This is a genomic window from Pseudomonas sp. NPDC086566, assembly GCF_050280885.1.
Taxonomy (GTDB): Bacteria; Pseudomonadota; Gammaproteobacteria; order Pseudomonadales; family Pseudomonadaceae; genus Aquipseudomonas; species Aquipseudomonas vlassakiae.
The window spans coordinates 33,165-56,260 of the sequence record NZ_JBNNWD010000006.1 but is presented as its reverse complement, the minus strand read 5'-3'; the positions used below and the strand labels follow the sequence as shown (position 1 = coordinate 56,260).

Sequence of the window (23,096 nt, the reverse complement as noted above, 5' to 3'; positions counted from 1 at the left end):
CTCAGGTGGCCAGCGCCCAGACCTGATCGCCTCCGGCAAGGAAAACCCGCGTACCGGAACCCGGCTCGACCAACCACCCACCGGTGAACTCACCGAACGCCGGGAGCAGGCTGACCTGAGCATCGATCAGGAAGCACGGCAGCCTCAACCGTTGCCGTGCCCGGCCTCGCAGCACGTACACCGGATGCACGTGCCCGGCGAGTACCGGGTGGCTGGGGTGAGGCTTCGGTTCGTGCTGCAGGGCAAAAGGCTCAAACAGCAGGGGTTCGTCTACCACTTCGATCCCCAGTCGCACCGGCGGATCACCGGCGTGCCGATCATGGTTACCACGCACCAGGATTACCCTCAGCGCGCTGTGGCGGGTTCTCCATGTCTGCAGGCTGGCCTGCGTGCCAGGCGACAGCGCAGCGCGGGCATGCAGGAAGTCGCCGAGGATGATCAGCTGCTCGCAGGCGTAGTTGGCCAGTAATGTGTCCAGGCGTGCCAGGGTTGCGCTGGTGGTACCGCGCGGAACGGGTTGATGCAGTGCCCGGTAACTGGCTGCCTTGCCGATATGAACGTCGGCCACCAGTAAGGTGCGGCGGGCCGGCCAATAGATGGCCTTGTCCGGTAGCAGCCATAGCGTTTCGCCACAGTGTTCGACAGGCAGATAGCGACTCATGGCCGGTTTGCCGCTTTTTCCAGGTCGGTCACCATCCGTGCAATGCGGTCCGCCAGCTTTTCCGTGCTCAAGGTTTCGCGCATGCCTTCGACCAGCAGGGCGAACGCCAGGGGGCCAGGCCGTTGCAGCATGCGCAGGTCCAGTTGCAGGTTTTGCATCTTGAGCAACTGCCGGTGCAGGCGCTCGATCTCCAGTTCTTCATTCAGTACTTCATCGCGCGCCTGGCCGAGCAGCAAGTTGCTGGCGTCATGTTTGCGGAATACTTCGTAGAACAGCCCGCTGGAGGCCTGAATCTGCCGGGTGCTCTTTTGCGCGGCCGGGTAGCCGCCGAACACCAGCCCGGCGATCTGGGCGATTTCGCGGAAGCGTCGCAGCGCCATTTCGCCAGCGTTCAGGCTGGCCAGCACATCCTCCAGCAGGTTGTCGCCCGACAGCGCGTCAGGCAGGCAACTGGCCCAATCCACGGTGCTGGGGCTGAGCAGTTCGAAACCATAGTCGTTCACAGCGATGGACACCGACAGGGGCTGCACCCGGCTTACCCGCCAGGCAATCAGGTTGGCCAGGCCCAGGTTGGCCATGCGCCCGGCAAAAGGGTAGAGGAACAGATGCGAGCCCTGGCGTGATCCCAGCGTCTCGGCCAGCAGCGTGCCGCGGGTGGGTAAGGCTGACCACTTCGACTGCAAGGCCAGCAGTGGCCGCACTGCCTGCATCTCCGGGCCGTGACAGGTACCGTGCGCGGCGGCATCGAGCTGCTCGACCACGGCGTCGGCCAGCTCGCTGGACAATGGCATGCGCCCGCCATTCCAGCGTGCCACGGCGGCCTTGCGCGCGGTGCTGCGGCGCACGTAGGCGGTCATCCCTTCTACCCGTACCAGCTCCAGGACCCGTCCGGCAAACACCAACGTATCGCCAGGGCGCAGGCGGGCGATGAAGGCTTCCTCGACACTGCCCAGGTGCTTGCCGCCACCGCCCTTGCTCCAGTACTTGAGCTGTAGGCTGGCGTCGCTGACGATGGTGCCGATGCCCATGCGGTGACGCCTCGCCAGGCGCTCGCTGGCCACCCGCCAGACCCCGTCGGGGTGCGCCTCGACACGCTGATAGTCGGGGTACGCCGTCAATGCGTGGCCTCCGTGATTGACGAAATCGAGCGCCCATTGCCACTGGCTGTCACGCAGTTCACGAAACGCCCAGGTGCTGCGGACTTCGGCGAGCAGTTCGTCAGGCCGAAAGCCCCTGCCCAGGGCCATGCTGACCAGATGCTGGACCAGTACGTCCAGGCACAGGCGCGGCGAGCGGCGCGCTTCGATATGCCCGGCGGCCAGGGCTGCGCGGGCGGCGGCAGCCTCCACCAGCTCCAGGCTGTGCGTAGGCACCAGGGTGATGCGCGAGCGGCGCCCCGGGGCATGGCCGGAGCGCCCGGCGCGCTGCATGAGGCGGGCAATGCCTTTGGCCGAACCGATCTGCAGCACCCGTTCGACCGGCAGGAAGTCCACGCCCAGATCCAGGCTGGAGGTGCAGATGACGGCCTTGAGCGTGCCCTGCTTGAGGCTCTGCTCGACCCAGTCGCGGGTCGCCCGGGCCAGTGACGCATGATGCAAGGCGATCTGCCCGGCCCAATCGGGGCGGGCATCGAGCAAGGCCTGGTACCACAGTTCGGCCTGGGCACGGGTGTTGGTGAATACCAGGCTGCTGGTGCTGGCGTCGAGTTCCTGGGCTACCTGGTCGAGCATCTTCAGGCCCATGTGCCCGGCCCAGGGGAAGCGCTCGATGGCATCGGGCAGCAAGGTGTCAACCAGCAGCTGCTTGTCCTGGCGACCTTTCACCAGCAGTCCACCGCCCGGCAACAGCACGTCGAGGGCGTGCGCCAGGTTGCCGAGCGTGGCCGACAAGCCCCAGGTCATCAGGCCCGGATGCCAGCGGCGCAGGTGGGCCAGGGCCAGCTGCAGCTGGACGCCACGCTTGTTGCCAAGCAGCTCGTGCCACTCATCTACCACCACCAGGCGCAAGCTGGCGAAGTCTTCGGCAGCCTGGGCCCGGGTCAGCAGCAGTGTCAGGCTTTCCGGCGTGGTGATCAGCACGCTTGGCAGGCGTCGGGCCTGGCGAGCGCGCTCGGCGCTGGCGGTATCGCCACTGCGCACGCCGACTGTCCAGTTCAGGCCGAGCTCATCCAGTGGCGCTTGCAGCGCGCGCGCGGTATCAGCGGCCAGTGCGCGCATGGGGGTGATCCACAGCACTTGCAGTGCGGCCGGCTGGCGCCCGCCGGTGGGTGTGGCGAAGGCGCGCAATGCAGCCAGCCAGACCGCATAGGTCTTGCCCGTCCCTGTGCTGGCATGCACAAGCCCGGATTCGCCACGTCCGACCGCCGCCCACACTTGGCGCTGGAAGGCGAAGGGTTTCCAGCCGCGGGCGGCGAACCAGGTATCGGCGAGGTTGGAGGCGGCGGGCATGGGGGCGAGCGGTCCTGCGCAGGCTGTGCTTCTACAGACCACTCGCCGCATGCTTTGGTTTTAACCGATCAGTTGGCCAGCAGGTAGCCGCTGCGCAGCACCTGCTCGCCGGCGACATGGGCGATGACCATGCCGGCCGTGGCCATGCGCCGCACGCTGCGGGCGTAGAGCAAGCCAGGCTGGCTGTTGCGCACCGCGGTCACCCGGTCGCTGAGCGGGTCGATGACTTCAGCGATCAGTTGCCCGGCCTCCAGCTGCTGACCGGGGCGGGCGTGGTACACCAGCAGCCCGCCAAGGGGCGCGGCCACGGGTTCGACAGCGGCCAGCGGGGTGGCCGGCCGTGGCAGCTCGGGCAGTGGGGCGGCGGTGCCTTCGATGACGCCAGCGTGGGTCAGGTAGTCGAGAATCGCCTGGCAGTCCTGGCTGGCCAGGTCATGGCTGACATCGGCCTGGCCCCGCAGTTCTACGGTGACCGAGAGGCTGCCCAGCGGGATCGGGAAGTGCTTGCCAAAGCGTTGCTGCAGCTGCCACCAGACCAGGCTGAAGCATTCGTCGAACGATTGCCCCCCGGAGTCGGTGGCCAACAAGCTGGCCTGGGCACCCAGGTAGCGGGCCAGTGGCTCGACCTGCGGCCAGGCTTCCGGGGTGGTATAGAGGTGCTCGACAGCTTCGAAATCACAGTGCAGGTCCAGCACCAGGTCGGCATCGCAGGCCAGCCGTTGCAAGGTCAGGCGTTGCGACTGCAACGGCGTGCGCGCCGGGTGGGCATCCAGGCCTCGGCGCAGGTACTCGCGGATCAGCGCCACGTTGTGCGCCGGGTCCTGGCTCAGGTGGCCTTCGATCTGGTCGCCGATGCTGTCGGACAGGTCGACGAAGTTGCGGTTGAAGTTCTCACCGCTCTGCAGTTCGAAACGGCCCAGGGGCGCATCCAGCATCACCTGTTCCAGGCCGACCGGGTTGGCCACGGGTACCAGGATGATTTCGCGCAGCAGGCGACCCTGCTGTTCCAGCTCGGCGAGGCGGCGCTTGAGATGCCAGGCGACCAGCATGCCGGGCAGCTCGTCGGCATGCAGCGAGGCCTGGATATACACCTTGGCGCCACCGCGTGGGCCGAAGTGGAAGCTGTGCAATTGGCGGGAAATGCCCGGTACGGGCGAGAGCAGGTCGTGGGTTGAATGGTGCATGGGGGTCCTGGCTGCGTGGCGAAAACGTTCTGCGACACGGGTCGGCACAAAGATAGAAGCATAATTTCCGTCATCGCGCCTCACCGTGGTGCCTTCTTTCAGACCAACAATGCCTGCAGGCTTGCCAGGTCGTCGGCTTCGTCGACCGGTTTGTCCAGGCGCCAGCGCAACATCCGCGGAAACCGAACGGCGATACCGCTCTTGTGGCGCTTGGACAGCGCGATGCCCTCGAAGCCCAGCTCAAAGACCAGCGTCGGGGTGACACTACGTACCGGCCCGAAGGTTTCCACCGTGGTCTTGCGAATGATCGCGTCCACCTTGCGCATCTCTTCGTCGCTGAGCCCGGAATAAGCCTTGGCGAAGGGCACCAGCGCGCGGTCGGGCGTGCCCGCTGGCGCATTCCACACGGCGAAGGTGTAGTCGCTGTAGAGGCTGGCACGGCGGCCATGGCCGCGTTGGGCGTAGATCAGCACCGCATCGACGCTGAACGGGTCGATCTTCCACTTCCACCACAACCCCATGTCCTTGGTCCGGCCCACGCCGTACAGCGCGTCGCGCTGCTTGAGCATCAAGCCCTCCACACCCAGCTTGCGCGATTGCTCGCGTTGCCGCGCCAGTTCGCCCCAGTCGTTGCCCTCGAGCAGGGGTGAAAGCAGCAAAGGGGCCAAGGGGTGGTCTGCCAACAGGCGCTGCAGTTGCTGGCGCCGTTCATGTTGGGGCCGGTTGCGCCAGTCCTCGCCTCGCCACTCCAGCAAGTCATAGGCTTGCAGTACCACCGGGGCGTCCGCCAGCAATTTTTTACCCAGTGTCTTGCGGCCGATGCGTTGTTGCAGCACGGCGAACGGCTGCACTGCCGGTACGCCGGCATCGACGCCGGGCTTCCAGACCAGTATCTCGCCGTCGAGCACCGTACCGTCGGGCAAGCTTTCGGCCAGGCTGTGCAGCTCGGGAAAGCGCTCGGTGACCAGTTCTTCGCCGCGGGACCAGATCCACAGCTGGCCATCACGCTTGACCACTTGCGCGCGTATGCCATCCCACTTCCATTCGATCTGCCAGGCAGCGGGCGACCCAAGCAGGGCTTCGAACTGCTCGAGCGGTGCCTGTAACGCGTGAGCAAGGAAGAATGGATAAGGTTGGCCACCCCGCTGGCTATGTTCATCACTGGATTCTTCGGCGATCAGCCGGTGGTAGCTGGCGGCCGTAGGGCGGTGGCCAATGTCGGTATAGCCGACCAGGCGCTGGGCCACGCGCTTGGCATCGAGGCCCGCCAGTTGCGCCAGGGCACGAGTGACCAGCAACTTGGACACCCCGACGCGAAAGCTGCCGGTGATCAGCTTCAGGCAAAGCATCAGGCTGGGGCGGTCCAGTTGTGCCCACAACGGGGGCAGGCGTCGCTGGATTTCCTCGGGTGGCTGGCCGCGCAAGGGCAACAGATGCGCTTCGACCCAGTGTGCCAGGCCGTCTTCGCTGGCATGGAAGGCCTGCGGCAACAGCAGCGAAATGGTTTCGGCCAGGTCGCCGACGGCCTGGTAACTCTCTTCGAACAACCAGTCGGGCAACCCCGCCAGGGCCGTGGCCAATTCGCGCAAGACGCGGGTCGGCACCAGCTGGCGCGGACGCCCGCCGGCCAGGAAGTAGACGGCCCAGGCAGCATCTTCGGCAGGCGCTGCAGCAAAGTAGTCTCGCAAGGCTTCGAGCTTGGCGTTGCTGGAGGTGGTCGCATCCAGGCGCAGGTACAGTTCGGCGAAGGCTTTCATACCTCGGGCTCCGTGGCTGTGATGTCATCCTCCTCGCCGTATTCGGTCACGAAGGCGCGGGCATCCAGGCCTTGTTCGGTCAGGTAGCGCACCAGCACATTCACTGAACCGTGGGTGACCATGACCCGCTCGGCACCCGTCTGCTCGATGGCCCACAGCAACCCCGGCCAGTCGGCGTGGTCGGACAACACGAAGCCACGGTCGACACCACGCCGGCGGCGGGTACCGCGCAACAGCATCCAGCCGCTGGCAAAGGCATCGCTGTATTCGCCGAAACGACGCATCCAGCTACTCCCTGCGGCGGAGGGTGGTGCCAGGATCAATGCCTGGCGCAGCAGCGGGTCGTTGCGCGGGACATCCCCGGCATAGCGGGTGGTCGGCAGGTGCACGCCGGCTTCGCGGTATACCCGGTTCAGCGGCTCGACAGCGCCATGCACGAGGATCGGCCCGATGTCCGGATCCAGGCCATGGAGAATTCGCTGAGCCTTGCCGAAGGCATAACAGAACAGCACGCTGGCCTTGCCTTGCTCACAGTTGCTCCGCCACCAGGCATTGATCCCGGCAAAGATATCCGCCTGGCTGGGCCAACGGTAGATCGGCAGGCCGAACGTGGACTCGGTGATGAAGGTGTGGCAGCGCACTGGCTCGAAGGCAGCGCAGGTGCCGTCCGGCTCGACTTTGTAATCCCCCGAAGCGACCCATACTTCGCCTTGGTACTCAAGACGCACCTGTGCCGACCCCAGCACATGGCCGGCCGGGTGCAGGCTGAGGGTAACGCCATGATGCAGGATGCGTTCACCGTAGGGCAGGGTCTGCAGGTCGATGCCTTGGCCCAGGCGGCTGCGCAGGATGCCGGCTCCGGGGGCGGCGGTCAGATAGTGCTGATTGCCGGTGCGGGCATGGTCGCCATGGCCGTGGGTGATCACGGCGCGCTCGACCGGGCGCCAAGGGTCGATGTAGAAGTCGCCAGGTGGGCAGTACAGGCCTTCAGGGCGGGCGATGACGAGGTCCATGGCAATGCCTGGGCAGGGGGCTTACCAGTTGAGAACGTCACAGGGTGGGGGAAGTTCGGACGAGGAAGCGCGCCAGCCGGGTTCCCAGATGGCGCCTCGAATGCTTAGCGCAGGTTTATTTTCCAGCCATTGGCCTTGGCATCGGCAATGCTGATTTTTTCGGCATAGCCGTTATTCAGGCGTTTGTTGTCGTGCGCCAGGTAGGGCGAGGTGTGGAAGTAGTCCCAAGTCGTCTTGCCATCATGGGACTTCAAGTCTTCCTGGCTGTACGGAATTTCCAGTATGGCCGGCGAGCTATCTGCGGCCGCCGAGGCATCCAGGTCGCCGATCAGGCTGTAGCCAGCGCTTGCATTGCCAGCCCACAGCTGCGCATTGATGGTCGCGCCTGCGGGGACGGTCAACGATGCTGGCCAGGAGATTTCAATCTTGAGGGTTTCGCTGCTCATGTTAGTCATCCTTTTTGGTTGAGTCGTACTGCGCTCGCCGAAGGGCAAATGCAGTACGACAGGATGCTAAGCACATGGCTCAAGGGTGATCAGAAGGAACTCTGGCCGCTAGCGGCCAGGTACCAGGGTAAACCGCTGGCGCTCCCTCAACGTAGTGAAGCAGCGAAAAAGACTACACATTATTCGGAAACGCAGACGCGCCATTCACGGTTTACTACGGACTCACATTTATCAGGCGCAACAAAAATGTTGCGTTTGGTGTGCGTGTAATGCACATTGAGCAATCGAAGGCCCGTATGAAATACAGTGAATTTCGCCGATGGCTACGCGCCCGAGGTGTTACGTTCGTTCCGGCCAAAGGCAGCCATTTCAAGGTTTACCTCGGTAATCGCCAAACGATTTTCCCTGACCACGGCGGCAAAGAGATTGGCGAGGGGTTGAGAAGAAAGATACTCAAAGACCTGGGCCTGAGCGAATGTTGAAATTAGGGGAGAACACCATGACCTTTGATTATCCAGTCATCATTCATCGAGAGGCGGGGAGTGTCTGGATCAGTTGCCCCGATGTGCCTGAGATGTCCAGTGCAGGCGATACCGAGGAAGAGGCGCTGTTCGATGCTGTAGACGCCATGGAGTCCGCGCTTTCATTCTATGTCGACCAGAAGATTGCCATACCGCTACCTGCCGAGAGATCGGCTGATCTGCCTGTCGTACGCTTGCCGGCCCTGACGGCGGCGAAGGCAGCCCTGTGGAACACCATGGTTGAGCAGAAAGTGAGCAAGACCGAGATGGCGCGGCGGCTAGGCGTCAATCGCCCTCAGGTCGATCGCTTGGTGGATCTCTTGCATCGTTCGAAGATCGAGCAGGTCGAACATGCATTGCATGTGCTCGGTCAGCGAATCGAACTCGCTGTCGTCACGGCTTGACGCCCCCAGGAAAGAAAAAGCCGCCAGTCCAGGCGGCTTTTTTCATTAGCGGCCCGGCACCAGTGTCAACCGCTGGCTGCCATACGCACGCCCAAAGTTCTGCGGCTGCAGCGGCAGGCTCATGAACCGCCCCTTGAACCAGGCGTCCAGCCCGTCGCTGTAATGCGCACTGGCCGGGTTACCCGACTGGCCGTTGCTGGTCAGGACCTGCAGCGGCTCGGCCTGGCCGAAGTCGACAATCATGCGTGCCGAGGCCGGCAGGCGGGTATCGAAATCGCTGCCCCAGGCGTAAGGGGTCAGGGCCGGGGTAGTAAAATCGCCACCGGCAGCCATCGGAGAGCGGCTCAGTGCATCGCCCAGGCCGTGGTAAGCAGGGGCCGGCCAGCGGTACTGGTGCAGCTTGCCCCACTGCCAGGCGCGTCGGTCGCTGCCCAGTTGCGCGGCGCCAGCATCCACGGCGGCCGCCAGGCTGCGGGCGAGGATGGCCGGTTTGTCCTCTTTCTGCGGCGTGTTGCGATCGTCCCAGAACGGGCTATCGTCGCGGCCCAGCAGGTGGTCGGCCTGGGCCGAATACGACAGGCGGGCATTGCTGACGAAGGCGTGCCAGGCTGGGCTCGATTCTGGACCGAGGTCGTCGAGGAAGGTCTGCCGGGCCACTTCCTGGAGGAACAGTTGGTACAGCGCGGCATCGGCCGAGACTGGGCTCAGACGGCCGTCGAAGGCCTTCAGCCGGGCCAGGGCGTCGCGCGCCTTGTCACGCTGGGGGGCAGGCAGGGCGTCGATCGCCTGTTTGAGCGGCTGGGTCATGCCGGGGGCGTCGAACATTTGCTTGAGCTTGCCGCTCAGCAACGTCACCTGATCGTTCTGCAGGGCCATCAGGCTGCGGCTGTCATGACGACCATTGCCGGCCAGCTGACCGAGGCGCTCGGCGCGTTCAGGGTAGTACCAGGTGCTCGACAGCTGCATGCCGTAGCCGCGCGGCAGGCTGCGCTGGTTGGCGTGGGCGATCCAGCCGGCCGCAGGGTCCTGGTCATAGGGATGCAGCATCGGATCGGCATAGCCATCCCAGTCATAGCGGCCTTCCCAGCCGGGCGATGGCAGCAGGCCCTGGCCTTCACGGCGGTTCGGGTAGCGGCCGCTGACCTGCCAGCCGATGTGCTCAGGCTCGGCGAAGACGAAGTTGAGCGCGGCAGTGGCGACTTCGCGGGTGCTGTCGAAGGCGCGCTCGACATTCTGCGCGCGGGTCAGGTCGAACAGCGCATCGAGGCTACGGTCGCCCTTGAGCTGCGGCAGGCTCAGGGCCAGGCCCAGGCTGGCGCTGCCTGCCTGGGGGAGCAGGGTGCCGTGCCGGGTGTCGTACATCACCTCGCGCACCGGGCGTTGGCCACGGATGAAGAAGGTTTCGCTGCGGGCACGGGCCGGCAGCCACTTGCCGTCGGCCAGGTAGGTCACCTGGCTGCCGGCGTGGCGCAGCTGCTCCAGATACAGGTCCTGGTTGTCGGCCATCACCGCGCTGCTGCTCCAGGCCAGCTTGCCGTTGTAGCCGGCCAGCACGATGGGCAGGCCTGGCAATGACAGACCTGCGACCTGGTATTTGCCGGTGTGGATCTGCACCGGGCTCAGCGCCCACGCTGCACGGCTGTCGCTGGCCAGCAGGCTCTTGCCGCTGCGGCTGCGTTGCGGGCCCAGCGCCAGGTTGGCGGAACCTGGGCTGCCGAGCAGGTCGAGATCGGCAAGTTTCTGGCTGGCCGCTGCCAGCGCGGGCAAACCTGGCAGTTGGCTGCTCAGGTTCAGGCCCTTGAGCTTTTCCACCTCGGCTTCTGCCAGGGGCTCGTCCGGTGCGCCGGGCAACAACCAGGGCAGCTTGTCATTGCCGACTTTCTGCGCCAAGGTCAGGGCACTGAGTTCTTCCTGCAGGTTTACCGACTGGCTGAAGGCGTACAGGTTGAAGATCAATGCCGAGTCTTCAGGCTTCCAGTACTCCGGGCGATTGCCACTGCTGGCCAGGTTGGCCGGCAGCTTGTCGCGGTAGCGGAACAGGTAGGCGTTGACCCCGCGGGCATACACTTCGAAGAAGCGCTTCAGACGCGGCGAGGCATCGGCGTACTGCTGGGCGGCGTTCTGCTTCAGGTTAGCGGCGCGCATCAGCCGGTCGATATCCAGCGCTTCGCTGCCGGCCAGCTCCGCCAGGCGGCCTTGGGCAAGCAGGCGCATGGCGAGCATCTGCTCGATGCGATCGCCAGCATGCACATAGCCGAGGGTGAACAGCGCGTCATGGAAGCTGCTGCTTTCGATCAGCGGTGCGCCCATGGCATTGCGCCGGACCGAGACGTTCTGCGCCAGGCCTTTGAGTGGCTGCACGCCAGTGGAGGGTGGCACGCTGTCCTGATAACCGCCCATCTGGCAGCCGGCGAGCCCGAGCATGCCGAGCAGCGTGGCGGCGGTACTGAGCCGCAGGCGGAAGGGAGGAAGGACGGGGGCGGCCATGACAAGGGCTCCTGCAAGGCGTGGCGGGGTTGTGAGAGGCGCTAAAGGTAGCATGCCGAAAGGGTTTTCAGTGTGCTTGCAAGGCGGAATAAGGGGACGCAGATGTGCCTGCCTTGAGATGTTCAGCGCCTGTGAGATCGAGCGCCGCGCGGGCGGCGCTCGGTCTCACAGGCGCCAGAGGGCTTCAGGCATGCACTTGTCAGCCCAGATGCTGTCTCAAGCCTTACAGCCTTTCAGCCATCAAGCGCCGTGGCACTTCTTGAACTTTTTCTGGCTGCCGCACGGGCACGGGTCGTTGCGGCCGACGTCCTTCAGCGCGTTGCGCACAGGCTCCTGGTGGCCATGGTTGCAGTGCGGGCCGTGTACATGGCCGTGGTCGTGATCATGCTGATGATCGTGACCGTGGTTGCAGTCCGGGCCATGAACATGGGGTTGCTGGGTCATTGCAGGGTTACTCCGGTATGAGATCGCCGGGGATTATCTCACCACTGCGCGACAAGTGCAGGTCCTGATGGATGATCAGCCCGGTCTCCAGCTCGCCCTTCAGGCGGTAATGCAGCGGCTGGCCGCTCTTGAGCAGCTTGGCCAATGGCTTCAGGTGCTGCCACAGGTTGGTTCGCGCCGTGATCTTGAACGTGCGCCGGGCATGCCCGCCGACGCTGCGCCAGAGGCTCACTTCGTCCTGCGCCAGCAGCAGGTCGTCGAGCCACACCGAATAACTCAGGTTGCGAATGAACAGGCGGCTGTCGTTGGGGTTGTCGACGCGCAGGTGCAGGACGAACTCCTGCTGCAGCAGCCGCGCCTTTACCGTTTCCACCCTGTCCAGGTGCAACTCAGGCTCGCGCGTATCATCGTCGCCCCAGCTCGCACAGCCCGCCAGCAGCCCCAGCAAGGCGCTGAGCAAGAGCAGGCGGGTGGCGGCAACCATGCTTAATTGCCAACGTAGCTGGCACAGCATTTCTTGAATTTCTGCCCGCTGCCGCACGGGCAGGGGTCGTTGCGGCCGGCCTTGAGCGCAACGGTGGGGTCGATGAAATACCAGCGCCGCTCGTGCTGCACGAAAGCAGAGCGCTCGCGGTGCTGATGGTCGCCCTGCTGGTCATGCCAGCGCGCGGTGAAGGTCACGAAGGCGTGTTCGGGCTGGCCGCCGAGCACTTCGGCGCTTTCCACCTCCAGGCCCAGCCAGGTGCTCTGGGCGCTCCATGCTGCCATGGCGGCACGGTCCAGCCCCTCCTGCTGGGCCGGCAGGGTGGTGGCCACCAGGTAGTCGACCAGCCCCAATACATAGGCGCTGTAGCGCGAGCGCATCAGCGTCTGGGCGTCGGGAGCCGCGGTGCCGGCATGGTAATGCCCGCAGCAGGCGTCGAGCAGGTTGCCGCTGCCACAAGGGCAAACCGAGACACTCATCATCACCACCAATACTTGCCGAAGTTTTCAGGGTTGGCCCAGAACTTGGCGTTGAGCCAGTCCGGGACCTGCTTGTAGTCATGTAGATCATAGGTGAACAAGCTCAACACCTGCTCGTTACGGCGGAATTTCTCGCTGGCCGACAGCGCCAGTGAGAAGAAATCGGTGTCTTGCCAACCGCAGGCGGGCAGGTCGGCCAGTACTGCCACCCGGCTTGCGTTGAGGTTGCGGATGCCGCCCAACAATTGCAGGCCGGTGCGTTTGGGCAGGTGCTCCAGGCAGTCCACCAGCACCGCCAGGTCGAAGCGCTGCGCAGCCAGTGCTGCTGGCAATGGGCCCGGCGCGCAGGCTTCGATGGCCACCTGGGGGTGCGCCTGGGCAAACGCATCGAGAGCCGGGAAGCGGGTGCCCACGAGCAACAGGCGTTGCGGGGTGAAACGCTCTAGCAGGGCGGCCAGGGCTTGTTGTGGCGTGCGCTGGGAAAAACCGTCGGTCATTGCCAATCCTCGTTCAAGTCATCCAAGACTAGCGGGCTGCTGCCCGCCGGCATAGAGGCAAGAGGCCGCGTCGTGGCTTATTGCTGGCAGGGATGGATTGCGCGGTCTTTACTCCCAGAGATCGGCCTTATGCCGATTCCCCTAGGAGAAGCTACGAAAATGAGCATAGTACGCACAGCGTTACCCCTGGTCCTGCTCACCAGTGTGTTGACTGGTTGTGCAGGTTTGCAAAAAACCGACTGGCCTAAGTGCGCTGCCGTCGGGGGTGTTGCCGGTGCCGGCCTGGGTGCCATCGAGAGTTCCAGCTGGGCTGGCTGGGGCGCGCTGCTCGGCGGTGGCCTGGCGGCAGGCTATTGCTGGGCTCACGGCGATGGCGACGAAGACGGTGATGGCGTGCCGGACAGCCGTGACAAGTGCCCGGGTACGCCGCACGGCGTGAAGGTCGATGCCAATGGCTGCCCACCGCCTCCACCGGTGGTCGAGGAAGTGGTGGTACAGAAGGAGGAAGTGATCGTCATTCGTGATGTGCACTTCGAGTTCAACTCTTCGCGCCTGACTGTGGCCGACAAGGAGCGCTTGAACACGGTTGCCACGCGCCTGAAGCAAGAGGCCCCGAGCGCCCGTTTGAGCGTGACCGGCCACACCGACAGCGTGGGCTCCGACAAGTACAACCAGAAGTTGTCCGAGCACCGTGCCCATGCGGTAACCGATTACCTGATCGAGAGCGGTGTGCCTCGCGCCAGCTTCGTTTCGGTGGCAGGCGCAGGCGAAACCCAGCCAGTGGCGGACAATGCCACGGCCGAAGGGCGTGCCATGAACCGTCGTACCGAAATCAAGATCCAGCGTTGACGTCACGGCGCCCGCGCCTTGTGAAGTGGCGCGGGCGCGTCTTCAACCCCGCTGGTGATGGCCGATGACACAGGAGCATTCAGCATGAGTGTTATGTCGAAGGCGGCAATGCCATTGTTGTTGGTTACCAGCCTGCTTGCAGGCTGCGCCACCCACAGTGACGGCAGTGCGCCCCTCAATCAAAGGACCTGGCCCGTCTGCAGCCTGCTCGGTGGTGCGGTCGGTGGTGGCCTTGGCGCCATCGAAAACTCGGGCTGGGCGGCTGGCCTCGGCGCCCTCGGCGCGATCACCGGTGGGCTGATCTGTTATGCCCAGGATGGTGACGAGGATGGTGACGGTGTGTTCGACCGTCGCGACCGCTGCCCCGACACCCCGGCCAACACAACGGTCAACCACATGGGCTGCCCGCTGCCGCAGTATCCACCGGCGCAACCCGCACCACAGCCCAAGCCTGAGGTGATCAGCCTCGATGACCAGGGCCAGGTGATGTTCGCGTTCAATTCTGCCGATCTCACCCCGGGTAGCGAAGAACGCCTGAAAAGCCTGCTGCCGCGCCTTAACGAGCTGGGTGTCACGCGTGTCAAGGTCGTCGGCCATACCGACAACGTTGGCTCGGACAGCTACAACCAGGCGCTTTCCGAACGCCGCGCCGCCAGTGTTGCCGAATACCTGATCGGTCAGGGCCTGGCACCGCAGAAGGTGACCAGCGAGGGCCGTGGCGCTCATGAGCCGGTCGCCGACAACGCCACCGATGAAGGGCGTGCGCACAACCGACGGGTGGACCTGCACCTCAACTGACTGCACTGGCGCGTGCCTGGGCATGCAGGTAGTGTGGGCTGCGCGGCGCGCGTGCTCGGGCCGCGTAGACATAACAATAAATAGACACGTAGGGGCGGGGTATGAAGTTCATCCTGGGCCTGGGCAAGGTCCTGACCGTGGCGTTCTGGGGCGTGGTGCTGTTCAACCTGATGATGCCGCAACCGTTGCCGTTGAATCTGTTGATCAATGCCCTGGGCATTTTTGTGCTGAGCCTGCATTTTCTCGAAATGCTGTTTTTCAATGGCAGCTTGCGTGGCCGCAGCCATCGCTGGTTCGACCGGTTGCAGATCCTGCTGACCGGTATTTTTCATGTCATGTCCATTCCCCGTCCGCAGGAGGCGCCTCGCCATGCGTAAGTTGATGTTGCTGGCAGTACTGGCCGCGCCCATGGCACAGGCGCAGAGCCTTGAGGTTGCCTCGCACTCCATGTTGCGCCTGCCGAACAAGTCGGCCAGCGTGCACCTGGAACAGTTGAATGTCGCGGATTCGGCGACCTTGCTGTTGCCGTCCACATTGACCGAGCTGAAGGTCGATCACCTGCAACTGGGCCGCGATGCGCGGATTGCCATTGCGCCTGCCGAAGCACCGCTACTTATCGAGGTACGCAGTGCTGTGCTGGGCGAGGGCAGCGAATTCAGCGCACCAGGGGCGCCCGGCACCTATGAGCGGGCTGCCCGCACGGGGCGCAGCCTGGAGTTGAAGCTCGCCGAGGTCGATGCCGAGCGCCTGGCCATCGATGCCCGTGGCGGCGCTGGAGCGCCGGGTTACATGGGCCTCGATGGCGCCAATGGCCAGGCGGGAGGTTGCGCCTGGGGCCAGGCCAGCAAAGGGGCGAATGGCGATGATGGTGGCAACGGGCATGACGGTGCACCCGGCGGGCGGATCCGCCTGAGCCTGCCGCAAGGGTTCCCGCAGGAACGCATCGTGGTACGCCTGGAGGGTGGTGCGCCGGGCAAGGCCGGGGCTGCGGGCAAGGCCGGTAAAGGTGGGGCGAGTAAGGGCTGCCTGGTGTATCGCACCGATGCCGGAGCCAATGGCCGACCGGGGCAGGAGGGTCAGCCTGGGTTGGCTGGCGCCGAGGGGGAGCTGATTTTGCAGCGTTTGTGAGACCGAACGCCTGACTTTGTAGTTGTAGGGCCTGTATCGAGCGCCGCGCGGGCGGCGCTCGATCTCACAGGCGCTGAAAATCTCGCGTAGACCCCCTCACATCACCAACCGGGAACTGGCTACTGCCACGACCGCCAGGCCCAGCAGCAGGTTGATCCCTACCATCCGTCGAATCCGTCCGAGCACCGCAGCGCCCGCCGGCCAGTCTTCAGCCTGCACCGCCGCCTTGAGCTCCGGCAGCAGCAATGCCTGGATGCGCATGAACAGCGCGAACATGGCAATCCCGCCGCCAATCATCACGTGTACATATTTGGGCGCAGTCTCGAAGCCGCTGAAACGCATGTGCAACATGCCGATACCACTTATCGCCAGAATCGCCACGGCCAGCCAGACCCAGACGAAGAAGCGTCGGAAAACTTCCACCCACAGGCGCAGGCGGGCGGGCCCTTCAAGGGCTGCAACCGTTGCCGGGCGCAGCACCAGCCAGGCGAAGAACATGCCGCCGACCCATATCAGGGCGGCAAGGACATGCAGTGTGTAGGGCAGGGCAAAGGCAAGCATCCGGATCTCCATGCGGCACAAAGGGCAATAGCGGGTTATGATAGCCGCCCCATGCGAAACACTGAAAATATATCCAGCCCTCCGGGCGCCTGCAGACCATGATCAGCAACGAACTCAAAGCCACCATCCAGGGCGCCTACACGCGTTTTCTCGAAGCCAAGGGCCTCAAGCCACGGTATGGCCAGCGCCTGATGATCGCCGAAGTGGCCAAGGTGCTCGGCGACATCGCCTGTGACGACGAAGGCCGCCGCGCCGGCGAGCCCGCCGTGGTTGCGGTGGAGGCGGGCACCGGTACCGGCAAGACGGTCGCCTACGCGCTGGCCGCGATCCCGGCCGCCAAGGCCGCCGGCAAGCGCCTGGTGATTGCCACTGCGACCGTGGCATTGCAGGAGCAGATCGTCATCAAGGACCTGCCGGACCTGATGCGCAACAGCGGCCTGAACTTCAGCTTCGCCCTGGCCAAGGGCCGTGGCCGATACCTGTGCCTGTCCAAGCTCGACATCCTGCTGCAGGAGGGCCACGCGCAGTCGGCCACTGCCCAGCTGTTCGAGGAAGAAGGCTTCCACATCGAGGTCGACGAGCGCAGCCAGAAGCTGTTCAACAGCATGATCGAGAAGCTCGCCGGCAACCGTTGGGACGGCGACCGCGACAGCTGGTCGGAGGCCATCGAGGACCAGGACTGGGCGCGACTGACCACCGACCACAGCCAGTGCACCGGCCGCCACTGCCCGAACTTCCAGCAGTGCGTGTTCTACAAGGCCCGTGAAGGCATGGGCAAGGTCGATGTGATCGTCACCAACCACGACATGGTCCTGGCCGACCTGGCGCTGGGCGGTGGCGCGGTACTGCCTGACCCGCGCGACACGGTGTACGTGTTCGACGAAGGCCACCACCTGCCCGACAAGGCCATCGGCCACTTCGCCCATTATTCGCGCCTGCGCTCCACGGCCGACTGGCTGGAACAGACCGCCAAGAACCTCACCAAGCTGCTGGCCCAGCACCCCTTGCCGGGCGACCTGGGCAAGTACATCGAACAGGTGCCGGAGCTTGCGCGGGAAGTGCGCACCCAACAGCAGTTCATGTTCACCCTGTGCGAGCAGGTCGCCGATTTCCGCCCGAGCGAGGATACCGAAGGCCGAGAGCGCCCGCGTTATCGCTTCGAGGGCGGCGTGGTGCCGGAACAGATCCGCGAAGTCGGTATCGAGCTTAAAAAGGGCTTCGCCCGCCTCAATGACCTGTTCACCCGCCTGGCCGACCTGCTCAAGGAAGGCATGGATGGCGAAGTCAACATCGGCATCGCCAGCCATCAGGCCGAGGAGTGGTACCCACTGTTCGGCAGCCTGGTCACTCGCGCCCAGGGTAACTGGGAACTGTGGACCGCGTTCACCGCCGAGGACCCGGAGGACAGTCCGCCAATGGCGCGTTGGCTGACCCTGGCCGAAAGCGGCGCGCTGTTCGACATCGAGGTCAATGCCAGCCCGATTCTCGCCGCCGAGATGCTGCGCCGCAGCCTCTGGAGCGTTGCCCATGGCGCCCTTGTCACTTCGGCCACGCTGACCGCACTGGGCAAGTTCGACCGTTTCCGCATGCGTTCGGGGCTGCCCCGCGATGCCGTCACCTGCGTGGTGCCCAGCCCGTTCGTGCATGGCGATGCCGGCCTGCTGCGGGTCCCGGACCTCAAGGCCGATCCGCGCGACGCGGCGGCACATACGGCGGCGATCATTCGTGAACTGCCAGGTATCGTCGAAGATGCCCGGGGTGCGCTGGTGCTGTTCTCTTCGCGCAAACAGATGCAGGAAGTGTTCGATGGCCTGGACCGCGACTGGCGCAAGCTGGTGCTGATCCAGGGCAACCTGTCCAAGCAGGAAACCTTGAACAAGCACAAGGCAAGGGTCGACGATGGCCAGCACAGCGTGTTGTTCGGCCTGGCCAGTTTCGCCGAGGGTGTCGACCTGCCAGGTGCCTACTGTGAGCATGTGGTCATCGCCAAGATCCCCTTCGCCGTACCCGACGACCCGGTCGAAGCAGCATTGGCCGAGTGGATCGAAGCCCGTGGCGGTAACCCGTTCATGGAGATTGCCGTGCCCGACGCCTCGCTGCGTCTGATCCAGGCCTGCGGTCGCCTGTTGCGTACCGAGCAGGATCGCGGCGTCATCACCTTGCTTGACCGGCGCCTGGTCACGCAGCGCTATGGCAAGGCTATTCTCAATGCGCTGCCGCCTTTCCGGCGGGAAATTTCCTGAGGGCAGGAGCACGATGCGCCGGCCCGTTGTCCATTACTCAGTCGCGGGCCCATGAGGGCCTGGAAGGAGAGCCCCAGCCCTATGATCCGCCACACCCTGCCCGCGCTACTCACGCTGTTGTTCAGCACGCCTTTGCTGGCCGGGCAACAGACGCTGTTCAGCTTCGTCCGCCCGGCCTCGGTGGTCAATGTGACGACCGAAGGCACCGGCATGCCGCAGTACAATGCGGAGCAGACAGCTGAGGGCGAGGTGCTCAGGCGGGTGGTGTTCAATCCGGTCGAACGGCCGACCTTGCGCCTGAGTCCGCAGAGCGGCGTGTGGGACTGGTCGGCGGGGCGTTACCTCACCTTGCGCATGCAAAGCGCCCAGGATTGGGCGTTGACCGTCGACGTCATCCTGCTCGGCAGTGATGGGCGCACGCTGACCAGTCGTATCGACCTGCCTGCCGGGCCTGCGCAAACCGTCATGGTTCCGCTCACGGCCAATTCGCCTTTGAGCCAGGGCATGCGGGCCGGCCCGCCGATGCCATGGGTCCATGACGGGCAGCGGTTGCTGCTGACCAGCAGTGCCGGTGAACTGGATCTCAAGCAGGTGGTGTCCGTCAGCCTGACCATACCCAACCCGAAGGTGGCGCAGAACCTGCTGATCGAGAAGGTTGGCATCCAGGACGACGACCAGGCCTACCAGGCGGCCTACCACGAGCTAATCGATGCCTACGGCCAGTCCACCCGGGGCAACTGGCCCGAGAAGATTGCCAGTGACGAGCAGCTAAAGGCAGCTGACGCGCGCGAACAGCAACAACTCAAGAGCTGGCTGGCTGACCGTGAGAAACAGCAACTGGACAGCTACGGGGGCTTGCTGGCCGGGCCGGCGTTCGCCGCCAAGGGCTTTTTCCGTACCGAGAAGCGCGAAGGCCGCTGGTACCTGGTCACACCGGAAGGCCACCCGTTTTATTCGCTGGGGGTCAATGCCGTGGCCGCCGATGGCGGGCGTACCTACGTTGCTGGCCGCGAGGGGATGTTCAAGGCCCTGCCAGGTGAAGGCGACGCGCTGACGGCCTTTTATGGTGAAGGCAACAACGACGATGGCAACGCCTCGTCGCAAGGGCGCAATTTCAAGCAAGGGCGCTGGTTCGATTTCTATGCCGCGAATATCCAGCGCACCTATGGCAAACCTTGCCCGCCTGCCGTGCAAGGCCAGGCCACACCCGAGTGCCCACCGCTGGCGCTGGATGCCGAGCGGTGGCAGGCCCACACGCTGGACCGGCTGCAGGCCTGGGGCTTCAATACCTTGGGCAACTGGAGCGACCCGGCCATCGGCCAGGCCAAACGCATGCCCTACACCTTGCCGCTGTCGATCGTCGGTGACTATGCCAGCATCAGCACCGGTATGGACTGGTGGGGCCGCATGCCTGACCCGTTCGACCCACGGTTTGCCATGGCCACGGAGCGCGCCGTGGCCATCGCCGCGCGGGATCACCGTGACGACCCCTGGCTGATCGGCTATTTTGCCGACAACGAACTGGCCTGGGCGGCGCCCGGCAACGACCCCAAGGCGCGCTATGGCCTGGCCTACGGGACACTGCGTCTGACCACCGACGTGCCGGCCAAACGCGCTTTCCTCAAGCAGCTGCGCGACAAGTACCGCAACCAGGAGGGGCTGTCCAAGGCCTGGGGGATCGACCTGCAGGCCTGGGAGCTGATGGAAGACCCAGGCTTCGAGGCTCCGCTGCCGAATCCCGAGCACCCTGAGATCGAGCGTGACTACCAGTATTTCCAGCAGGTGTTCGCCCAGACCTACTTCAGGACCATTGCCGACGCACTGAAGTGGCATGCACCCAACCACCTGCTGCTGGGCGGCCGCTATGCCGTGAGCACGCCGGAAGCGGTCAAGGCCTGCGCCGAGTTCTGCGATGTCCTGAGTTTCAACTTCTACACCCTCAAGCCCGACGATGGCTATGACTTCGCCCGCCTGGCCGAACTCGACAAGCCGGTGCTGGTGTCCGAGTTCCAGTTCGGTTCCCGCGACCGCGGGCCGTTCTGGCCAGGGCCGGTGGAAGTGGCCAGGGAAGAGGACCGCGGGCCGGCCTATGGCAACTTCCTCAAGGCCGCCCTGGCACAGCCGATGATCGTGGGCGCGCACTGGTTCCAGTACCTCGACCAACCGGCCAGCGGGCGCTTGCTCGACGGTGAGAACGGCCACCTGGGCCTGGTGGCGATCACCGATGTGGCGTACCCGGGTTTCGTCGAGGCGGTGCGCAAGAGCAACCTGCAGGCCGTTGGTCAGTTGCGCAGCGAACTGGAGAAAAAAGCCCCCTGAATGTCTACCGGGGGCGCTCAGCGCCTCTGGCACATTCGGTCCTGCAGGTTCGGCACCGTCCGTCCGGCTTCGCCCAGTAGGCAAAACCGCCAACTACTGAAACAATGCACGCCTTTGTCAGCATGGTCGTACGGAGAACAGCGGGTGCAGATCCAGGGTCACTATGAGCTGAAGTTCGAAGCGGTGCGTGAAGCGTTCGCGGCACTGTTCGAGGATCCCCAGGAGCGTGGCGCTGCGCTGTGCATCCAGGTCGGTGGCGAGACCGTGGTCGACCTGTGGGCAGGCAGTGCCGACAAGGACGGCCAGCAAGCCTGGCACAGCGATACCATTGCCAACCTGTTTTCCTGCACCAAGACCTTCACCGCCGTGACCGCGTTGCAGTTGGTGGGCGAGGGCAAGCTGGCCCTGGACGCTCCGGTGGCCCGTTACTGGCCGGAGTTCGCCCAGGCTGGCAAGCAGAACATCACCCTGCGTCAATTGCTCAGTCACCGTGCAGGCCTGCCAGCCATCCGCGAGCTGCTGCCGGCTGAAGCCCTGTATGACTGGCAGGTCATGGTCGATGCCCTGGCCGCCGAAACGCCCTGGTGGACGCCCGGCACCGAGCACGGTTATGCCGCCATCACCTATGGCTGGCTGATCGGCGAACTGATCCGCCGCGTCGATGGCCGCGGCCCGGGTGAATCGGTCGTCGCTCGCACTGCCCGGCCGCTGGGCCTGGACTTCCATGTCGGCCTGGCCGACGAAGAGTTCCACCGCGTAGCGCACATTGCCCGTGGCAAGGGCAACGCGGGTGATGCCGCAGCCCAGCGCCTGCTGCAGGTGACCATGCGTGAGCCCGCGGCGCTGTCGACTCGCGCCTTCACCAACCCGCCGGCAATCCTGACCAGCACCAATAAACCCGAGTGGCGGCGTATGCAGCAGCCGGCGGCCAACGGCCATGGCAATGCACGCAGCCTGGCGGGCTTCTATGCCGGCCTGCTCGACGGCAGCCTGCTCGAATCCGAACTGCTCGACGAACTGACCCGCGAACACAGCCTGGGCCAGGACCGTACCTTGTTGACCCAGACCCGTTTCGGCCTGGGTTGCATGCTCGACCAGCCCGATGTGGCCAATGCCACCTTCGGCCTCGGCGCCCGTGCCTTCGGCCATCCAGGCGCTGGCGGCTCGGTCGGTTTCGCCGACCCGGAGCACGACGTGGCGTTCGGTTTCGTGGTCAATACCCTCGGCCCTTACGTACTCATGGATCCAAGAGCCCAGCAGCTGGCACGCGTGCTTGGCACTTGCCTTTGATCGGGTAAAGCGGGTATTACGCAGCCCCTTTGACTATCCTCAATGCCAACGCCTGAAGTGCGTTGGCAAAATATCTTTCAATTTCATGGTGTATCGCTGATGTCTTCACATAAAACCTTAGCTCTCGCCCTGTGCCTGGCCGCTATGACCGGTTGCGCCAGCCATTCTCAGGATGCCTCCAAGGACGGCGGCAGCAACTGGTGGCCGTTCGGTTCGGACAAGGTTGCCGACAAGGAAGTGAAAGCGGCGGTCACCGAGAAAGTCGCCAAGGCCGACGCCAAGTCTGAAAGCGCCAGCCACTGGTGGTGGCCATTTGGCGGTGACGACAAGCAGGCCAAAGGGCCGGTCGTGCCGAAAATCGACGAAAAGGCTACCCAGGCCTGGTTGGACCAGTACGAGCCAAAGCTGCGTGAAGCCGTCAAGGACAGCAAGCTGGAGCTGGAGCGCCGCGATAACGTGCTGGTGGTGACCATTCCGGTCGACAGCTCCTACAACCCGGACCGCCCGAACATGCTGTTGCCGATGACCCTGGCTCCGATCACCCGCGTGGCCAAGGCTGTCGAAGGCGACTCGAAGACGGCCGTGCTGGTGCTTGGCCATGCCGACAGCAGCGGTGTTGCCGCTGCCAATCAGAAGCTGAGCCTGGAGCGTGCCGCTTCGGTATCGGCGATCTTCCGCCTCAGTGGCCTGCAGCGTGACCGTCTGTCGCTCAAGGGCATGGGCTCGGAAATGCCGCGTGCCGCCAACGACAGCGCTGAAGGCCGCGCCCTGAACCGTCGCGTGGAAATGCTGCTGACGCCGCAGAACACCATGGTTGCCTTGCTGGCCAAGTATCAGCAGACTGCTCCGGCTGCAACCCCGGCTTCGATGGTTGCCGTGCAGGACGCCAAGGCACCTGCGGCCAAGCCTGTTGAAACCAAGAAAGCGGTCGCCAAGCCAGCAGCGAAGAAAGCCGCTGCCAAACCTGCAGCGAAGACCACCGCGAAGAAAAAAGCCGCGCCAGCCAAGCCGGCCGCCAAGAAAGCCGCTACCACTGACAAGAAAGTAGCTGCCAACAGCCCTGCGAAGACCAACTGATCGTCAA

Annotated in this window: 22 protein-coding genes; 10 read left to right on the top strand and 12 right to left on the bottom strand. The window is 64.6% G+C overall.

What is annotated here, in order from left to right; genetic code table 11:
- Nucleotide 1: 1 nt before the first annotated feature.
- The 6 genes from pdeM to ACQKPS_RS15085 form a co-directional block, all read right to left on the bottom strand.
- Nucleotides 2–661 (bottom strand): ligase-associated DNA damage response endonuclease PdeM, encoded by a 660-nt coding sequence (gene pdeM, locus ACQKPS_RS15110; protein ID WP_254481176.1) that lies wholly within the window; start codon nucleotides 659–661, stop codon nucleotides 2–4.
- Entirely contained in the window at nucleotides 658–3,108 is a 2,451-nt protein-coding gene (locus ACQKPS_RS15105) for a ligase-associated DNA damage response DEXH box helicase (RefSeq protein WP_427604685.1), read from the bottom strand. The genes pdeM and ACQKPS_RS15105 overlap by 4 nt, the downstream gene beginning before the upstream one ends.
- A 68-nt stretch (nucleotides 3,109–3,176) precedes the next feature.
- Nucleotides 3,177–4,292, bottom strand: coding sequence for a succinylglutamate desuccinylase/aspartoacylase family protein (locus ACQKPS_RS15100; RefSeq protein ID WP_254481174.1), 1,116 nt, complete (start codon nucleotides 4,290–4,292; stop codon nucleotides 3,177–3,179).
- Nucleotides 4,293–4,390: 98 nt separating this feature from the next.
- A complete protein-coding gene (locus ACQKPS_RS15095; RefSeq protein WP_254481173.1) occupies nucleotides 4,391–6,049 on the bottom strand; it encodes an ATP-dependent DNA ligase in 1,659 nt (552 codons plus the stop codon).
- Nucleotides 6,046–7,062, bottom strand: coding sequence for a ligase-associated DNA damage response exonuclease (locus tag ACQKPS_RS15090; protein WP_427604682.1), 1,017 nt, complete (start codon nucleotides 7,060–7,062; stop codon nucleotides 6,046–6,048). The genes ACQKPS_RS15095 and ACQKPS_RS15090 overlap by 4 nt, the downstream gene beginning before the upstream one ends.
- Nucleotides 7,063–7,166: 104 nt before the next feature.
- On the bottom strand, nucleotides 7,167–7,508 hold the full coding sequence (locus ACQKPS_RS15085) for a hypothetical protein (RefSeq protein WP_254481171.1): 342 nt from the start codon (nucleotides 7,506–7,508) through the stop codon (nucleotides 7,167–7,169).
- 296 nt (nucleotides 7,509–7,804) lie between these two features.
- Between ACQKPS_RS15085 and ACQKPS_RS15080 the strand changes: the two genes are divergently transcribed.
- Both ACQKPS_RS15080 and ACQKPS_RS15075 read left to right on the top strand, forming a co-directional pair.
- Nucleotides 7,805–7,990 (top strand): type II toxin-antitoxin system HicA family toxin, encoded by a 186-nt coding sequence (locus ACQKPS_RS15080; protein ID WP_254481170.1) that lies wholly within the window; start codon nucleotides 7,805–7,807, stop codon nucleotides 7,988–7,990.
- Nucleotides 7,991–8,007: 17 nt separating this feature from the next.
- Nucleotides 8,008–8,433: a type II toxin-antitoxin system HicB family antitoxin gene (locus ACQKPS_RS15075; RefSeq protein ID WP_254481169.1), complete on the top strand. Its 426-nt coding sequence runs from the start codon at nucleotides 8,008–8,010 to the stop codon at nucleotides 8,431–8,433.
- Between the two features lie 45 nt (nucleotides 8,434–8,478).
- On the opposite strand, the gene ACQKPS_RS15070 is transcribed toward ACQKPS_RS15075, so the two are convergent.
- From ACQKPS_RS15070 to ACQKPS_RS15050, 5 genes are all read right to left on the bottom strand, one after another.
- Nucleotides 8,479–10,920 (bottom strand): penicillin acylase family protein, encoded by a 2,442-nt coding sequence (locus ACQKPS_RS15070; protein ID WP_427604679.1) that lies wholly within the window; start codon nucleotides 10,918–10,920, stop codon nucleotides 8,479–8,481.
- A 240-nt stretch (nucleotides 10,921–11,160) separates the two neighbouring features.
- Nucleotides 11,161–11,364, bottom strand: a complete 204-nt coding sequence (locus ACQKPS_RS15065) for an SEC-C metal-binding domain-containing protein (RefSeq protein WP_060486211.1) — start codon at nucleotides 11,362–11,364, stop codon at nucleotides 11,161–11,163.
- 7 nt (nucleotides 11,365–11,371) lie between these two features.
- Nucleotides 11,372–11,848: an LEA type 2 family protein gene (locus ACQKPS_RS15060; RefSeq protein WP_254481166.1), complete on the bottom strand. Its 477-nt coding sequence runs from the start codon at nucleotides 11,846–11,848 to the stop codon at nucleotides 11,372–11,374.
- A 2-nt stretch (nucleotides 11,849–11,850) separates the two neighbouring features.
- Nucleotides 11,851–12,327 carry a YchJ family protein gene (locus tag ACQKPS_RS15055; RefSeq protein WP_427604677.1) on the bottom strand — a complete coding sequence of 159 codons (477 nt, stop codon included), beginning with the start codon at nucleotides 12,325–12,327 and terminating at the stop codon, nucleotides 11,851–11,853.
- A 2-nt stretch (nucleotides 12,328–12,329) separates the two neighbouring features.
- The gene (locus ACQKPS_RS15050) at nucleotides 12,330–12,824 is read right to left on the bottom strand and encodes a DUF6231 family protein (RefSeq protein WP_427604675.1); all 495 of its coding nucleotides are present in this window, start codon (nucleotides 12,822–12,824) and stop codon (nucleotides 12,330–12,332) included.
- Between the two features lie 159 nt (nucleotides 12,825–12,983).
- Here ACQKPS_RS15050 and ACQKPS_RS15045 point away from each other — a divergent pair, with 159 nt between their 5' ends.
- The 4 genes from ACQKPS_RS15045 to ACQKPS_RS15030 all read left to right on the top strand — a co-directional run bounded on the left by ACQKPS_RS15045 (nucleotide 12,984) and on the right by ACQKPS_RS15030 (nucleotide 15,599).
- Entirely contained in the window at nucleotides 12,984–13,673 is a 690-nt protein-coding gene (locus tag ACQKPS_RS15045; RefSeq protein ID WP_254481163.1) for an OmpA family protein, read from the top strand.
- 84 nt (nucleotides 13,674–13,757) lie between these two features.
- A complete protein-coding gene (locus ACQKPS_RS15040) occupies nucleotides 13,758–14,471 on the top strand; it encodes an OmpA family protein (RefSeq protein WP_283725190.1) in 714 nt (237 codons plus the stop codon).
- A 101-nt stretch (nucleotides 14,472–14,572) separates the two neighbouring features.
- The gene (locus ACQKPS_RS15035) at nucleotides 14,573–14,848 is read left to right on the top strand and encodes a DUF1145 domain-containing protein (RefSeq protein ID WP_254481161.1); all 276 of its coding nucleotides are present in this window, start codon (nucleotides 14,573–14,575) and stop codon (nucleotides 14,846–14,848) included.
- The gene (locus ACQKPS_RS15030; protein ID WP_283725191.1) at nucleotides 14,841–15,599 is read left to right on the top strand and encodes a collagen-like protein; all 759 of its coding nucleotides are present in this window, start codon (nucleotides 14,841–14,843) and stop codon (nucleotides 15,597–15,599) included. Before ACQKPS_RS15035 ends, ACQKPS_RS15030 begins: the two co-directional genes overlap by 8 nt.
- Before the next feature lie 96 nt (nucleotides 15,600–15,695).
- On the opposite strand, the gene ACQKPS_RS15025 is transcribed toward ACQKPS_RS15030, so the two are convergent.
- Complete coding sequence (locus ACQKPS_RS15025) at nucleotides 15,696–16,160, bottom strand: CopD family protein (protein WP_254481159.1); 465 nt, start codon at nucleotides 16,158–16,160, stop codon at nucleotides 15,696–15,698.
- A 98-nt stretch (nucleotides 16,161–16,258) separates the two neighbouring features.
- Between ACQKPS_RS15025 and dinG the strand changes: the two genes are divergently transcribed.
- The 4 genes from dinG to ACQKPS_RS15005 all read left to right on the top strand — a co-directional run bounded on the left by dinG (nucleotide 16,259) and on the right by ACQKPS_RS15005 (nucleotide 23,089).
- Nucleotides 16,259–18,403, top strand: coding sequence for an ATP-dependent DNA helicase DinG (gene dinG / locus ACQKPS_RS15020; protein WP_254481158.1), 2,145 nt, complete (start codon nucleotides 16,259–16,261; stop codon nucleotides 18,401–18,403).
- Between the two features lie 81 nt (nucleotides 18,404–18,484).
- Nucleotides 18,485–20,722 carry a beta-galactosidase gene (locus ACQKPS_RS15015; RefSeq protein ID WP_427604671.1) on the top strand — a complete coding sequence of 746 codons (2,238 nt, stop codon included), beginning with the start codon at nucleotides 18,485–18,487 and terminating at the stop codon, nucleotides 20,720–20,722.
- A 144-nt stretch (nucleotides 20,723–20,866) separates the two neighbouring features.
- Nucleotides 20,867–22,012, top strand: coding sequence for a serine hydrolase domain-containing protein (locus ACQKPS_RS15010; protein WP_427604669.1), 1,146 nt, complete (start codon nucleotides 20,867–20,869; stop codon nucleotides 22,010–22,012).
- Between the two features lie 99 nt (nucleotides 22,013–22,111).
- Nucleotides 22,112–23,089 (top strand): OmpA family protein, encoded by a 978-nt coding sequence (locus ACQKPS_RS15005; protein WP_427604667.1) that lies wholly within the window; start codon nucleotides 22,112–22,114, stop codon nucleotides 23,087–23,089.
- Nucleotides 23,090–23,096: the final 7 nt, after the last annotated feature.